Source organism: Actinomycetota bacterium, assembly GCA_040905475.1.
Classification (GTDB): Bacteria; Actinomycetota; AC-67; order AC-67; family AC-67; genus DATFGK01.
Map to the genome: position 1 here is coordinate 26,574 of JBBDRM010000142.1, position 14,748 is coordinate 41,321.

General features: G+C 66.5%; 13 protein-coding genes. 1 reads left to right on the plus strand and 12 read right to left on the minus strand.

The genetic code is table 11. The annotated features are described in order from the left end of the window. Positions 1–73: 73 nt before the first annotated feature. From WEB06_17790 to folP, 12 genes are all read right to left on the minus strand, one after another. Positions 74–2,560, minus strand: coding sequence for an ATP-dependent Clp protease ATP-binding subunit (locus WEB06_17790; GenBank protein ID MEX2557468.1), 2,487 nt, complete (start codon positions 2,558–2,560; stop codon positions 74–76). A 240-nt stretch (positions 2,561–2,800) separates the two neighbouring features. Next, on the minus strand, positions 2,801–4,279 hold the full coding sequence (lysS, locus tag WEB06_17795) for a lysine--tRNA ligase (GenBank protein MEX2557469.1): 1,479 nt from the start codon (positions 4,277–4,279) through the stop codon (positions 2,801–2,803). A 40-nt stretch (positions 4,280–4,319) separates the two neighbouring features. Further along, entirely contained in the window at positions 4,320–5,090 is a 771-nt protein-coding gene (locus WEB06_17800) for a type III pantothenate kinase (protein MEX2557470.1), read from the minus strand. Then, a complete protein-coding gene (gene nadC / locus WEB06_17805) occupies positions 5,074–5,916 on the minus strand; it encodes a carboxylating nicotinate-nucleotide diphosphorylase (protein ID MEX2557471.1) in 843 nt (280 codons plus the stop codon). Before nadC ends, WEB06_17800 begins: the two co-directional genes overlap by 17 nt. Positions 5,917–5,924: 8 nt before the next feature. Then, positions 5,925–6,320 (minus strand): aspartate 1-decarboxylase, encoded by a 396-nt coding sequence (gene panD / locus WEB06_17810; GenBank protein ID MEX2557472.1) that lies wholly within the window; start codon positions 6,318–6,320, stop codon positions 5,925–5,927. A gap of 2 nt (positions 6,321–6,322) precedes the next feature. After that, entirely contained in the window at positions 6,323–7,237 is a 915-nt protein-coding gene (gene panC / locus WEB06_17815; GenBank protein ID MEX2557473.1) for a pantoate--beta-alanine ligase, read from the minus strand. Further along, positions 7,234–8,124 carry a Rossmann-like and DUF2520 domain-containing protein gene (locus WEB06_17820; protein MEX2557474.1) on the minus strand — a complete coding sequence of 297 codons (891 nt, stop codon included), beginning with the start codon at positions 8,122–8,124 and terminating at the stop codon, positions 7,234–7,236. The genes panC and WEB06_17820 overlap by 4 nt, the downstream gene beginning before the upstream one ends. A gap of 601 nt (positions 8,125–8,725) precedes the next feature. Then, positions 8,726–9,826, minus strand: coding sequence for a hypothetical protein (locus tag WEB06_17825; GenBank protein MEX2557475.1), 1,101 nt, complete (start codon positions 9,824–9,826; stop codon positions 8,726–8,728). A gap of 194 nt (positions 9,827–10,020) precedes the next feature. Further along, positions 10,021–11,220 carry a hypothetical protein gene (locus WEB06_17830; GenBank protein ID MEX2557476.1) on the minus strand — a complete coding sequence of 400 codons (1,200 nt, stop codon included), beginning with the start codon at positions 11,218–11,220 and terminating at the stop codon, positions 10,021–10,023. 141 nt (positions 11,221–11,361) lie between these two features. After that, the gene (gene folK / locus WEB06_17835; protein ID MEX2557477.1) at positions 11,362–11,859 is read right to left on the minus strand and encodes a 2-amino-4-hydroxy-6-hydroxymethyldihydropteridine diphosphokinase; all 498 of its coding nucleotides are present in this window, start codon (positions 11,857–11,859) and stop codon (positions 11,362–11,364) included. A 4-nt stretch (positions 11,860–11,863) separates the two neighbouring features. Then, complete coding sequence (gene folB / locus WEB06_17840; protein ID MEX2557478.1) at positions 11,864–12,265, minus strand: dihydroneopterin aldolase; 402 nt, start codon at positions 12,263–12,265, stop codon at positions 11,864–11,866. Between the two features lie 16 nt (positions 12,266–12,281). Continuing rightward, positions 12,282–13,469 carry a dihydropteroate synthase gene (gene folP / locus WEB06_17845; protein MEX2557479.1) on the minus strand — a complete coding sequence of 396 codons (1,188 nt, stop codon included), beginning with the start codon at positions 13,467–13,469 and terminating at the stop codon, positions 12,282–12,284. A gap of 64 nt (positions 13,470–13,533) precedes the next feature. On the opposite strand from folP, the gene WEB06_17850 reads away from it, so the two are divergent. Beyond that, complete coding sequence (locus tag WEB06_17850) at positions 13,534–14,706, plus strand: hypothetical protein (GenBank protein ID MEX2557480.1); 1,173 nt, start codon at positions 13,534–13,536, stop codon at positions 14,704–14,706. Positions 14,707–14,748 lie beyond the last annotated feature (42 nt).

A 14,748-nucleotide genomic window follows, 5' to 3' on the forward strand; every position in this document is an offset into this window, starting at 1 on the left:
CGATTTCCGCCCTGGACACTGATCTCGGATCGTGCCGGGAGGACGATCGTTGAAGAGAGCGTTGCGCTAGAGCTTAGCTTTCCTGCTGTCCTGCGAGCTCGACCGGCGGAGCGTCCGGCGACTTCGGCGCCGTCTGGAAGACCAGCTCGTCGCCGAGCACGTCGACGACGATCGTCGTCGCCGCGCCGAACTCCTTCCAGAGCAGCTTCTCGGACAGCGGGTCCTCGATCAGCCGCTGGATCGTGCGACGGAGCGGCCTCGCGCCCAGGGTCGGGTCGTAGCCCTTCTCGGCGATCAGGTCCTTCGCTTGATCGGTCAGGACGATCTCGATGTCCTTCGCCTTCAGCTGCTCGGTCACGCGCTTCATCATGAGATCCACGATCTCCTTGACGTGCTCGCGCGTGAGCGCGTGGAAGACGATGATCTCGTCGATGCGGTTGAGGAACTCCGGACGGAAGTTGCGCTTAAGCTCTTCCATCACCCGGTCGCGCATCTTGTCGTAGTCCATGCCGTCGTCCGGTGTCATCGAGAACCCGACGCCCCGCGACTTCTCGAGGTCACGCGTCCCGAGGTTCGACGTCATGATGATCACGGTGTTCTTGAAGTCCACCGCGCGACCCTGAGCGTCGGTCAGACGCCCGTCCTCCAGGATCTGGAGCAACGTGTTGAACACGTCCGGGTGCGCCTTCTCGATCTCATCGAAGAGCACGACCGAGAACGGCTTGCGACGCACGGCCTCGGTGAGCTGGCCGCCCTCCTCGTAGCCGACGTAGCCCGGCGGAGAGCCGATCAGACGAGACACGGTGTGCTTCTCCATGTACTCGCTCATGTCGAGCTGGATCAGCGAGGCCTCGTCGCCGAACAGGAACTCGGCGAGCGTCTTGGCGAGCTCGGTCTTCCCCACGCCCGAGGGGCCGAGGAAGATGAACGAGCCGGACGGACGCTTCGGGTCCTTGAGGCCGGCGCGCGTGCGACGGATCGCCTGCGACACCGCCTTCACCGATTCGGTCTGATTCACGATGCGCCGGTGGAGCTCATCCTCCATGCGGATGAGCTTGGCCGTCTCTTCCTCGGTGAGCTTGTAGACGGGGATGCCTGTCCAGATCGCGAGGACCTCCGCGATCTCTTCCTCGGTCACCTCCGCCAGCACGTCGAGCTCGCCGGCCTTCCACTCCTTCTCGCGCGTCGCCTTCTCGCCGAGCAGGGTCTTCTCGGAGTCGCGCAGCCGCGCGGCCTTCTCGAAGTCCTGGGCGTCGATCGCCGACTCCTTGTCCCGGCGGACGTTCGCGATCCGCTCGTCGAACTCGCGGAGGTCCGGCGGGGCCGTCATGCGGCGGATCCGCATGCGACTGCCGGCCTCGTCGATGAGGTCGATCGCCTTGTCGGGCAGGAACCGGTCGCTGATGTAGCGGTCGGCCAGGTTGGCCGCCGCGACGACGGCATCGTCGGTGATCGTGACGCGGTGGTGCGACTCGTAGCGGTCGCGGAGCCCCTTGAGGATCTCGATCGTGTGCGCGACCGACGGCTCGGCGACCTGGATCGGCTGGAAGCGGCGCTCGAGCGCGGCGTCCTTCTCGAGGTGCTTGCGGTACTCCTCGAGGGTCGTCGCGCCGATCGTCTGGAGCTCGCCGCGCGCGAGCATCGGCTTGAGGATGCTCGCCGCGTCGATCGCGCCCTCGGCCGCGCCGGCGCCGACGAGCGTGTGGAGCTCGTCGATGAACAGCACGATGTCGCCGCGGGTGCGGATCTCCTTCAGGACCTTCTTGAGGCGCTCCTCGAAGTCGCCGCGGTAACGGGAACCCGCGACCAACGCGCCGAGGTCGAGCGTGTAGATCTGCTTGCCCTTGAGCGTCTCGGGAACCTCGCCCTTGACGATCTTCTGCGCGAGGCCTTCGACGATCGCGGTCTTGCCGACGCCGGGCTCGCCGATGAGGACGGGGTTGTTCTTGGTTCGGCGCGACAGCACCTGCATCACGCGCTCGATCTCCTTGTCGCGGCCGATGACCGGGTCGAGCTTGGTCTCGCGCGCGAGCTGCGTGAGGTTGCGGCCGAACTGGTCGAGCACGAGCGAACCGGTCGGCGCTTGCTCGCCGCCGGCCTGCCCGGGCTCTCCCTTGCCGCCTGCGTAGCCCGACAGCAGCTGGATGACCTGCTGCCGGACCTTGTTCAAGTCTGCGCCGAGCTTCACGAGCACCTGCGCGGCGACGCCCTCGCCCTCGCGGATCAGGCCGAGGAGGATGTGCTCGGTGCCGATGTAGTTGTGACCGAGCTGCAGCGCTTCGCGGAGCGACAGCTCGAGAACCTTCTTGGCCCTCGGCGTGAACGGGATGTGACCGGTGGGAGGCGTCTGTCCCTGACCGATGATCTCTTCGACCTGACTCCGGACCGCCTCGAGGGAGATGCCAAGTGATTCCAGCGCCTTGGCGGCGACGCCTTCGCCTTCGTGGATCAGCCCGAGCAGGATGTGCTCGGTTCCGATGTAGTTGTGGTTGAGCATCCGCGCTTCTTCTTGCGCGAGAACGACGACGCGACGTGCCCGGTCGGTAAAGCGCTCGAACACTGCTTCTATCCTTTCAGCGCGACGACCTTGTGAGGATTATATCGTCCGGGAGCGGAGGTTCTGGAACGGTTTCAAGTCCTATTCCCTCCGGCCCAACACTTCCATGCATCTACTAGTACGACTCACGAGCCGTCCTGGACGTTCCCGGACCGCTTCCGGCCTGGAATCCCGATCAACGAAAAGTCCGATCCGGACATTCCCAGGACTACAGGCCCAGGACAGCGGTACGAGCCGGACGCGTTATGACTCCGGCCGCAGGAGCGGGAAAAGGATTACCTCCCTGATGCTTGGGACATCGGCCAGGATCATCGTGAACCGATCGACGCCGAACCCGAGCCCGCCGGTGGGCGGCATCCCGTATTCGAGGGCTCTCAGGAAATCCTCATCCACGACCATCGCTTCCTCGTCGCCGGCCGCGTGGGCTCGCGCCTGAGCCTCGAAGCGAGCTCTTTGGTCCACCGGATCGGTCAGCTCGCTGTACGCGGGCCCGACCTCCATCCCGGCGATCACCAGGTCGAAGTGCTCGGTGAAGCGCGGATCGTCCCGATGCGGCCGGGCCAGCGGCGAGGTCTCGCGCGGGAAGTCGAGCACGAACGTCGGCTCGAACAGGTTGGGCTCGACATGCTTCTCGTAGATCTCGACGACGACCTTCCCGGTTCCCCACCCGGGATCGACCGGCACGCCGTGCGCATCGGCGATCTTGCCCACGTCGGCCGGGGACATGTCGAGGTCCAGCTTCTCGCCGATCGCTTCGGAAGCGAGCTCGATGAGCCGTCGACGCGGGAACGGCGCGGCGAGCGGCATCGGCCTCCCCTGGTAGGTGTGGTCGGTCGTGCCCAGCACCGTCTGCGCGACGTGACCGATCATCTCCTCGAGCAACGGCATCATGTCGTCGTAGTCGGCGAAGGCTTGATACGCCTCGAGCATCGTGAACTCGGGGTTGTACTTCACGCTCGTGCCCTCGTTGCGGAAGTTGCGGTTGATCTCGAAGACGCGCTCCAGGCCGCCGACGATCAGCCGCTTGAGGTACAGCTCCGGCGCGATGCGCAGATACAGGTCGAGGTCGAGCGCGTTCATGTGCGTGACGAACGGCTTCGCGAGCGCGCCCCCGGGTGTCGGCTGAAGCATCGGCGTCTCGACCTCCATGAAGCCGCGCGCGCGAAGGAAGGATCGCATCTCGTCGACGGCTCGCGAGCGGATCTCGACGATCCGGCGCGACGCCGGGTTCATGAGGAGATCGAGATAGCGCTGCCGGTACCGCTGCTCGACGTCGCGGAGGCCGTGCCACTTCTCGGGGAGGGGACGGATCGCCTTGGCGAGCAGCATGAAGCTTTCTATCCGGACCGAGACCTCCCCGCGCTTGGTCTTCACGACCTCGCCGTGCGCGCCGACCCAATCGCCGAGGTCCATATCCTGGAACAGCTCGTAGGACGCGTCTCCGAGCCGGGCCTGCTCGACGAACAGCTGGATCTCCCCGGACGCGTCGCGCAGCACCCCGAACGAGAGCTTCCCTTGACGGCGGTTGAGCATGAGGCGGCCGGCGACGGCGACCCGTTCGCCGGTCGCGGCGCCGGGCTCGATCCCGTCGTGCGCGGCGTGGATCTCGGCCGCGGTGTGCGAGCGATCGAAGCGGACGGGGTACGGGTCGATGCCGCTCACGCGCAGCGCTTCGACCTTGGCGATGCGCTGTTGCTCCAGGTCTTCGAGCCGGTCCGCCATCGCGGGGAAGGCTACACCAGGAGCCCTATCGGGCCCGCCGTTACTCTGTGTTGCGGTCGTAGATGATGCGCAGGCCCTGCAGCGTCAGCCAGGGCTCATGATGATCGATCGTCACGGTCTCCGGCATGATCACCGGGGCGAGCCCGCCGGTCGCGACGACCTCGACCTTGCCGCCGAGCTCTTTCGCCATCCGCTCGACGATCGCGTCGACCTGTCCCGCGAAGCCGTAGAGGACGCCGGACTGGATCGCCTCGACGGTGGTCTTGCCGATGACGCTGCGGGGTGGCGTGTATTCGACGCGGCGGAGCTGTGCGCCGGCGTTGACGAGGGCGTTGGTCGAGATCTCGACGCCGGGCGCGATCGAGCCGCCGAGGTACTCCCCTTTGACGCTCACCGCGTCGAACGTCGTGGCGGTCCCGAAATCCACGACGATGCACGGGCCGCCGTACGATTCGAACGCGGCTACGGCGTTGACGATGCGGTCGGCGCCGACCTCTTTCGGGTTGTCGGTGAGGATCGGCATCCCGGTCTTCACCCCCGGCTCGACGATGATCGCCGGGAACCGGAAGTAACGTTCGACCATCTCCCGCATCGCCTGCGTCATGCGCGGGACCACGCTCGAGATGACGACCCCGGTGATCTGGCGCGTGAACGAAAGGCCGACCTGGCTGAGCAAGCCCTGGATGATCAGCGCCAGCTCGTCGGCGGTGCGGTCGGGATCGGACGAGATGCGCCAGTGCTGCTCGAGCTCGGCGCGCTCGAACATGCCGATCGTGGTTTGGGTGTTCCCGACGTCAACCCCGAGGAGCATCGCCGTCTACCTCCAGGCTGAAATCGACGGCGGGGGCCGAGTGGGTCAGGGCTCCGACCGAGATCGAACCGACGCCGGTCCGCGCGATATCGCCGATCGTGGAGAGCGTGACGCCTCCCGAGGCTTCAGTTTTCGCGCGGCCCTCGGCGAGACGCACGGCCTCCGTCAAGGTGGCGAGGTCCATGTTGTCGAGGAGAAGCTCGTGCGCGCCGGCTTCGATCGCTTGATGCACCTGCTCGAGCGTGTCGCACTCGATCTCGATCCAGAGCGAAGGGTGAGCGGCCCTCGCCCTCGCGATCGCCTCGGTCACCGATCCGGCCACTGCGATGTGGTTGTCCTTGATCAGGTAAGCGTCGCTGAGTCCCATGCGGTGGTTCGCTCCCCCGCCGGCACGTACGGCAGCTTTCTCGAGGAACCGAAGGCCCGGAGTGGTCTTGCGCGTGTCGCGGATCTCCACCCCGCCGGCGCGCTGTACGAAGGCGTCGGTAAGGGTCGCGACGCCTGAGAGCCTCTGCACGAAGTTCAACGCGGCGCGCTCGGCGGTGAGGATCCCGCGTAACATTCCCTCGACCGTAGCCACGACGTCGCCGGGTCGCACGCGGTCGCCGTCCTTCGCGCTCCATCCAACGGTCGCGTCGTGGTCCAGCTCGATGAAGCTCCGCGTGCAGGGCTCGGAGCCGGCGAGGACCGCGTCCTGTTCGGCAACCAGCCGCGCGAAGCCTCGCACCCTTTCAGGGACGATCGCCTCGGTGGTGAGATCCGAAGCCTCGGCGAGGTCCTCTGCGATCGCCAGGTGAACGGCTTCGTGGATCGGGTCGTCGATCAAGGCGATCCCTACTCGGCGGCCAGGAAGACCTCGCCGGCGAGGATCTCGTCGGAGATCGACGTGGGACGGTTGCGCTCGTCCACCATCACGACGGTCGGATGCAGGTTGCGCGCCTCCGCGTCGGACAGCTGCGCGTACGACATCACGATGATCTTGTCGCCGGCGTTGATCAGGCGCGCCGCGGCGCCGTTCATCTCGACGACCCCCGACCCGGCCGGCCCCTCGATCGCGTACGTCTCGAGCCGCGCGCCGTTGTCGACGTCGACGACGTGGACCTTCTCGTACGGGAGGATATCGGCGGCCTTCATGAGATCCGTGTCGAGCGTGATCGAGCCCACGTACTCGATGTTGGCGTCGGTCACCGTCGCACGGTGGATCTTCGACTTGAGCATCGTGCGGTCCATGTTCACCCTTTCCTGATCGAGGCCCCGGCTTTCGGGGTCCCCGTCCGGGCGCCTGCGTCGGGCGCCGGGCTTACGGTCACATTATCTATCAAACGAGCATTCCCCACCCAAGCGGCGACCGCCAGGAGGACCGGACCCCCCACTTCTGCCGGTTCGGCCAGGGTGTCCGGATCCACGCACGCCGTGTAGTCGAGCTTGGCGAGCGGTTCTTCGCCTATCACGCGGGCCATGGCCTGGGAGATCGCGTCCGCGGAGCCGTGGCCCGCTCCGATCAGGCGAACACCCTCGTCGAGGGCCCGCTTGAGAACGGCCGCGGCCACCCGATCTTCGCCGTTCAGGTAGGTGTTCCGGCTGGACATGGCGAGCCCATCTGCCTCGCGCACCGTCGGGCAGCCGATCACCTCGACGGGGAAATCGAGCTGGCGGGCCAGCCGCCGGATCACGACGAGCTGCTGCGCGTCCTTCTCGCCGAAGTAGGCGCGGCACGCGCCCGCGATGTTGAAGAGCTTGGTCACGACCGTGGCGACGCCGTCGAAGTGGCCGGGCCGGGTCTTGCCTTCGAGGATGTCGCCGATCGCGCCGACCGTCACGGTCAGGGTCGTCGGCTCGCGATACATCTCCTCGACCGGCGGATGGAAGACCAGATCGACGTCCGCCGCTTCACAGAGGTCCAGATCCTTTTCCAGGTCGCGCGGGTAGGCGTCGAAGTCCTCGCTCGGTCCGAACTGCAATGGGTTCACGAAGATGCTGACGAGCACGATGTCGTTCTCCTCCCGCGCCCGGCGCATGAGGCTCGCGTGGCCTTCGTGGAGGAATCCCATCGTGGGCACGAATCCGATCCGCCGGTTACGCGCGCGGGCTTCGTCGAGCAGGCTCCGGAGCTCGGCGATCCGTTCCACGACCTTCGGACGAGTCATCGAACGAGCGCTTCCTCGAGCGCCTCGGCCACCGCGCGGGCTGTCGCGGCGTCGAGCCGGCCGCTGCTCACTGCCCGGTCGAGCGTTCGCCGCGCGTTTGCGACGTACGACTCGATCAGCTTTGGTGCACCCACGGTCAGCGCCGCGAGATGCTTACGCACCGTCCCCGCATCGCCGCGCACGATCGGACCCGTCAGCGCCTGGTCGGCGCCGAGTCTGGCCACGTTCTCGACCGACTGTGCGATCAGCGGCGCGAGCATCGCGCGATCGCCGAGAAGATCGGCGGCATCGCCGGCGATCGCGACCGTGAAGTTGGATGCCATCGCGAGCGCCGCGTGGTAGAGGACGCGCGATCCCTCGGGGATGTCCACGGGCGTTCCGCCGAGCTCGCCGACGAACCACGCCGCCCAGGACTTCATGTGCTCGGGTGCGGTGACGCCGAAAAAGACGCCGGCGAGGTCGGTCGTAGGCTCGGGGATCGTCTGAGCCGGGTGGATCGCGGCCACGTTGGGCCCGCACGCCGTCAGGACGTCCGCTCCGGAGATGCCGCTCGTGTGGACGACCACGCCGCCGGGCTGCATCCCGGCCGCGACGCGCGAGGCCGCATCGGCGAGCGCGTCGTCGGGGACCGCGCACACGACGACGCTCGCGGAGAGCGCGGCGTCCTCCGGGCCGACGAGCGGCACGTGTCCAAGAGCGTCGAGCACGCGCTTCGCCGAGTCGGGGTGAGCAACCGTCGCCGCGACGACACGGTGTCCGGCGGCAAGGAGCGCGCGGCCGATCGAGCAACCGACCCGGCCGGCGCCGACGATGGCGACGTCTAAGGGCGCGCCGGGGAGCTCAGACGGATATGCCCCTCCCGAAGAGGGGCGCGAAGGTTCGTTCAACCTGTGGCCCTCCGTTCCGGTCCCAGATGGGTACCGTTCGTGCGGCCTTACCCGACGAGTTTATCAAGGTTACTTCCCCTGAACTCCGGCCGGCCTCCGCCTCGTCGAGCGAAGGTGACCCCTGAGCTGGTACCCAAATGCCAGCAGGGGCACGACGTTCTCTCGACGACAAGTCCGACCCGATCACTAAGCTGATCTCCGAGTCCGCAGTCGCCGCCACCGCGGCCACTGACAACTTCGACCCTCCTTCCAATCGAACCCTTGACGACCCATTCCACGAGGAACGTGTAGGTGACATTTTCGATCCGCCGCCCCCATTCGGCCGGCTTGAGATGAGTTTCCCAACGAACGCGCCATCACGTTGCTGTACGGCCCCTTCGGGCGGGAGCGGCGAGTAACTACACGCGTAAGCCGTCTGCGCGGAGACCAACACGGTAAAGCATCATCGCGACAAACAGCACCACTCTTGTCGCCCGTCGTTTGAGCAACTTGCTCACCATGCCAGAGTCCACCCGGCGAAAGGAAGAGTCAATGGGATCCGGAGACGCATGATGGAGGGCCCCTTTCGGGGCCCTCCACTGAGCTTCGGATCCTTGTGCGGCTACAGGCCGAGGATCCCGGCAACCACCGCGCAGTTCACCTCGGTGACTACCCCCTGGTCGCCTCCGACGGGAGACGGCAGCGCCTGATCGAGGTCGTGGATCGGCGCAGACAGCGGGCCGATCTCGTCCGCATCAGGAGCGAACGCCGAGTGATCGACGCCGTCGCCATCTGGATCACCGCAGGTCTTCGGCGGCTCGACATTGGTCTCGTCATTGTCCGTCGGATCATAGGAATCGGGGTTCGTGGCGTCTTCGTCTGTGTGACAGCCGGGATCGGCGTCATCGACGAATGTATCCCCATCGTTGTCGTCTCCGTCTGAGCACTGCCAGCCATCGACGATGACGTTGTCCGACTCATCGTTGTCGTTCGGATCGTAGGAGTCGGGGTTGGCGGCGTCGAGGTCAGAGTGGCAGCCGGGGTCCGCCTCGTCGATGAGCTCGTCCTCCTCGGGATCGTTGTTGACCTCGTCGGAGCACTCCTTCGTCCGATTGTGCGGGGCCTCGCTGTTGTCGTCCTCGTCGGTGCATTGGGGATCATCAGGGAAGTCGATCAATCCATCCCCGTCGTTATCGATCTCGTCCGAACACTCCGGGATGTGATTCCCGCGATCGCTCTCGTCGGGGTCGTCTGGGCTCGAGCACCCCGGATCGGCCGGGAAGTCGATCAACCCGTCGCGATCGTTGTCGAGCTCGTCCTGGCACTCGTTGTCGGTGCCCTCGTTGTTGTCGTCCTTGTTTGAGCATCCGGGATCGTCGAGGTCGATCATCCGGTCATTGTCGTTGTCGAGCCCGTCCTCACAGGGGGCGAGATGCTCGTTGTTGTCGTCGTCGTCGGAGCAGTTCTCGTCGTCGGGGAAGTCGGTGTCGCCGTCCTCATCGTTGTCGATCCCGTCCGAGCATTGCGGTTCGTTCGTTCCCGACTCGGTGTTGTCGTCTGCACTCGTGCAATCTCGATCGTCGGGGAAATCGACGGCCTTGTCGTCGTCGTTATCGATGCCGTCGGAACACTGGGGCATTTCCTGGGCCGGCGCGATGACGGCAACACCAACCACGAAGGTGGCGGTCAGCAGGACCAGAAGCACCATGAAGAACTTGCGCATGGTTCCCTCCCCTACGGCTCGTCGTAGACACTCCATACCAAAGCCGACAACTCGGTAAATCATGCATCCGACGTACTCGGGGCATGCCCGGCGCTCTTATGCCGGATTTGGCCAAAGCCGGAAGGGCTTACGGGTCGAGACGAAAGGATGGAGGGCCCCTTTCGGGACCCTCCATCGACTTCGTTGTTTGCCCGCTACAGACCGAGGATCCCGGCAACCACCGCGCAGTTCACCTCGGTGACTACCCCCTGGTCGCCTCCAACCGGAGACGGCAGCGCCTGGTCGAGGTCGTGGATCGGCGCAGACAGCGGGCCGATCTCGTTCGCATCCGGAGCGAACGCCGAGTGATCGACGCCGTCACCATCCGGATCACCGCACGTGACGGGCCCAGCTTCGGTGTCGTCGTTCGCGTCGTCGCAGTCCGGGTCGTCCGGGAAGTCGGTGAACCCGTCACCGTCATTGTCGACACCATCCGAACACTCCGGATCGCCGCCGCCCAACTCGGTGTCGTCATTCGCGTCGTCGCAGTCCGGATCGTTCGGGAAATCGGTCTGCCCGTCGCCGTCGTTGTCGATACCATCCGAACACTCCGGCTCGACGACACCAGCTTCGGAGTCGTCATCGGCGTCATCGCAGTCCGGATCGTTCGGGAAATCGGTCTGCCCGTCGCCGTCGTTGTCGATCCCGTCCGAGCACTCCGGGTTGCGGTTGTGCGGAGCCTCGCTGTTATCGTCGTCGTCCGTGCAATCCGGGTCGTTGGGGAAGTCGGTCAGACCGTCGCCGTCGTTGTCGATCCCGTCGTCGCACTGCGGCTCACGCTCGTCGTCATCGTCGTCGTCTTCGCAGCCCGGGTCCTCCGGGAAGTCACGGCGGTCGTCGCCGTCGTTGTCCTCACCGTCACGGCACGCCGGCGCCTCGGAGTTGTCGTCGTCGTCCTTGCAGTTCTCGTCGGCGGGGAAGTCGGTGTCCCCATCGCCGTCGTTGTCGATCCCGTCGTCGCACTGCGGCTCACGCTCGTCGTCATCGTCGTCGTCTTCGCAGCCCGGGTCCTCCGGGAAGTCACGGCGGTCGTCGCCGTCGTTGTCCTCACCGTCACGGCACGCCGGCGCCTCGGAGTTGTCGTCGTCGTCCTTACAGTTCTCGTCGTCGGGGAAGTCGGTGTCCCCATCGCCGTCGTTGTCGATCCCGTCGTCGCACTGGGCTTCGCGCTCGGAATCGTCGTCGTCGTTATCGCAGTCCGGATCATCGGGATGATCGGTCCGGCCGTCGCCGTCGTTGTCGATCCCGTCGGAACACTCGCGCGGGACATCCTGCGCGGGCGCCGACGCGACAGTCCCAATGACGAATGTGAAGGTCACCAGGACGAGAAGCAGCAGAAGCAGCTTCTTGCGCATGTCTTTCCCCCCCCTCGATCTGGACCACGGCCAAAATCCTTCTACCCCACGGTGCAAAGCGGGTAATCCTCCATTAGCAGTATAAACTCCTGCACATCTGGCTGAAAAGGGTGCTTTCGAGCGATTCGAGGGCGTGCCGTATCAGGCCAGGGAGCCTGCGGGCCGCACCGTATGGGTCACCAGCAGGCGTTCCTCCAGCTCGTGGACCTTCCCGAGGCCCGGCACGGTGATGTACGGAGCGATCTCGGACCAGGGAACGAGAACGAATGCACGTTCAGCCAATCGGGGGTGCGGGATCTCGAGATCGGGGTCGCTGACGACGATGTCGCCCATCGCGAGCAGATCGAGATCGATCGCTCTGGGACCCCACCGCTCCTCCGTAGACCGTTCGCGACCGAGCGCGTGCTCGATGGTCATACACGCCTCGAAGAGCGCGCGATGGCCGAGCAAAGTGTTGATCTCGACGACGGCGTTGAGGTAGTCATCCTGGGCCGGCGGGCCGCCCACCGGCTCCGTCTCGTAGATGCCTGAGAGCTGAACGACGTCGATACCCGGCGTCGCCGCGAGCGCTTTGACGGCGGTGCGCAGATGATCTGCGCGATCCCCGAGGTTCGAGCCGAGTCCGATGAACGCGCGCATCGTCTTATCGTCGCAGATCCGGGGGCCCGAGGTCGTCCCGGGACCTGCTGACCTCAACGGCAACCTCATCGACCTCCTCGGGGAGCGGAGCTTGCGGCTTCGCGACGCGAACCCAAACGTCGAGCACCCGAGTGTTCCCGAGGATGGAACGGGCGATGCGATCGGCGAGCGTCTCAAGGAGCGCGTAGGACTCACCTGTCACGATCTTGGAGATTAAGCGCACGGCCTCTTCGTAGTCGAGCGTCGACGCGAGATCGTCGAGCATCGCCGCGGGTCGTGAATCGAGCCGTGCGGCGAGGCTGACGATGATCGGCTGCTCGGCCTGCCGCTCTTCGTCGGTAACGCCGTGACGGCCCCGCAGCTTCAATCCTCGGATCTCGACGAGGTCGGTGCCCTGCTCGTCCATCGCTCTCCTCACCCCCCTAGACCGGGGCCTCCCTCGCGGCCAGGACCGCTTCCACCATTCTCACCACACGGGCCATCTCGCGCACGTCGTGGACCCGAACGAGGCTCGCCCCGCCCATCACCGCCAGCGCGACCGTCGCCGCCGTACCCTCGAGCCGCTCCCCCACCGGGAGATCCCCGAGCGTCGCCCCGATGAACGACTTGCGGGACGTTCCGGCGAGAACCGGGAAACCGAGACAGCGAAGCTCGCGCAGGCGCTGCAGCAAGACCAGGTTGTGCTCGCGCGTCTTCCCGAAGCCGAAGCCGGGGTCCACGACGATGCGCTCCCGTCCGACACCGGCGTCGATCGCCGCCGCGGCCCGTTCCTCCAGGAACGCCGCGATCTCGCCTACCACGTCGGCGTACCGCGGATCCTTCTGCATCGTGCGAGGCTCGCCGAGCATGTGCATCAGAACGATCGGAGCCTCGCGCTCGGCGACGAGCGGCAGCAGCGCAGCGTCGAATCGCCCGGCTGCTACGTCGTTCACCATCTGCGCGCCGGCATCGAGCGCCGCCTGCGCGACGACGGCCTTGGACGTGTCGACACTCACGGGGAGGCCGGTCTTGGCCGCGAGCGCGTCGACGACCGGGACGACGCGGCCGGATTCATCGTCGGCGGAGACGGGATCGGCGCCGGGCCGCGTGGACTCGCCGCCGACGTCGAGGATGTCGGCGCCCTCGTCGGCGAGCCGGAGCCCATGATCGATCGCGTCCCCGGCTTCGTAGAAGCGGCCGCCGTCGGAGAACGAATCCGGGGTCACGTTCACGATCCCCATGAGGTGCACGCGCTGGCTCAGCGGCAGGACGCGTCCATCGGGCAACGCGAGGTCGTGTGCCGGCTCGCTCCAGCGGGCGAGCGCGTGTGATACCGCGCCGCTGAAGGCAACCAGCGCGGGCTCTTGTCGCAGGCGGTCCAGGATCGCGGCTTGCACGCGCGGGTCGGCGCTCCAGACAAGCCGTCCGTCTTTAAGAACCACGCTCCCGCCGGCGCCGGTGATGACCGCGCTCGCGCGGGCGGCCTCTTGCTCGGCAAGACCGTCGACGATCAGGACGCGGCTGGGATGAGAGCCGGCGAGGACGCCGACGTCGTGTCCTCCGAGTCCGGGCAACGCCCCCGCGATGTCCCGGACCGTCGAGGCGGCCAGGACACGGGCGTCCAGCTTCACAAGTCCGAGCCTAACACCGACCCCTCAGGCAGGACTGAGCATCCGGCGCGGCGAACGCTGGTTCATGCGCTCGAGGATGCTCTGGGTTGCCGCCGCCGCCTCGCTTGTCCTTTCGATGGCCCCGATGCGGGGCGGCGCTCTCATCTCGCTCGCCGGACCGAAGTGCGGGACGGCCGCGGGGGCCGAAGCGCCCCCGGTCGCGACCTTGCGGGTGGCGACCTTCAACGTCCTTCACGGGCTCGAGGAAACCCCGTCTTATCCGACGCACTCGACGTTCGAAGGGCGGCTCGAGCTTCAGGCGCAAGAGATCGCCGCCGAGGGCCTCGACTTGGTCGGCATGCAAGAGGTGTCGGAGACCGAGGCTCCCGTTGGACACGCGCCCGGCAACGTCGCCGAGCGGCTCGCCGACAGGCTCGCGGATATCACCGGCCAGGCGTGGTACTGGTGCTGGCACCTCTCGAACCCGCATCTCCCGGTGGAGCCCGACATCGCCGAGGGCGGCGGCGGGCCGGTCACGGACGTGATCGCGTCGATGGCGTCGGACAAGTACGGTTCGTTCAAGGAAGGCGCCGCCGTTCTGTCCCGGTACCCCATCGTCGCGGCGGAAGCGCGACGCCTACCGCTGCGCTTCCCAGGTGAGTACGTGCTGTGCCCTCCGGCTGAGATCCCGACGTGCAACCTCACCGCGATCTTCGATCATCGGATCGCCTTGTGGGCACGCATCGACACACCGGGCGGTCTCACCGACATCATCGCGACCCACTTCGCGCACCACCTGACCCCGCTGAGCGAAGTATCCAAGTTCACGCACGCCGCGGCCGTGCTCGCGTTCTCGGAGCAGATGACCGTGCAGAACGGCGAGCCGGCCCGCCGGTTCATCGCCTGTGACTGCAACCTGGAGACGACCGATCAGCCGCCGGGCGTCGGCCTTATCACCTCGGCCGGATGGACGGACTCATACGCGTTCGTGCATCCCGGGTCGGCGTGCGCGCCGGGCCAGGACCTCTCGGGCTGCTCGTCGGATCAGGACATCGTGACCGAGACCCCCGTAGCGACAGCGACGACGCGGATCGACTACGTGTTCGCACGTGCCGGGTCGTGCGGCCTCGACATCGAAGACAGTGAGCGGATCGCGGACACGCCGGCTCTGCAGGACGACGGAACGTACCTCTGGCCGTCGGACCATCTCGCATTCGCGACCGACGTCACGGTCGCCGGGTGCGCCGCCGGTTACTGATCCGCGCCGAACCCACCTTCTCCCGGAGCGACAGACATGACA

Coding starts and splice junctions, on each gene's coding strand:
- lysS (MEX2557469.1), bottom strand. CDS start 4,279: ATGGCGGACCGGCTCGAAGACCTGGAGCAACAGCGCATCGCCAAGGTC.
- WEB06_17800 (MEX2557470.1), bottom strand. CDS start 5,090: ATGCTCCTCGGGGTTGACGTCGGGAACACCCAAACCACGATCGGCATG.
- panD (MEX2557472.1), bottom strand. CDS start 6,320: ATGGACCGCACGATGCTCAAGTCGAAGATCCACCGTGCGACGGTGACC.
- panC (MEX2557473.1), bottom strand. CDS start 7,237: ATGACTCGTCCGAAGGTCGTGGAACGGATCGCCGAGCTCCGGAGCCTG.
- WEB06_17825 (MEX2557475.1), bottom strand. CDS start 9,826: ATGCGCAAGTTCTTCATGGTGCTTCTGGTCCTGCTGACCGCCACCTTC.
- WEB06_17830 (MEX2557476.1), bottom strand. CDS start 11,220: ATGCGCAAGAAGCTGCTTCTGCTGCTTCTCGTCCTGGTGACCTTCACA.
- folK (MEX2557477.1), bottom strand. CDS start 11,859: ATGCGCGCGTTCATCGGACTCGGCTCGAACCTCGGGGATCGCGCAGAT.
- folB (MEX2557478.1), bottom strand. CDS start 12,265: ATGGACGAGCAGGGCACCGACCTCGTCGAGATCCGAGGATTGAAGCTG.
- WEB06_17850 (MEX2557480.1), top strand. CDS start 13,534: ATGCGCTCGAGGATGCTCTGGGTTGCCGCCGCCGCCTCGCTTGTCCTT.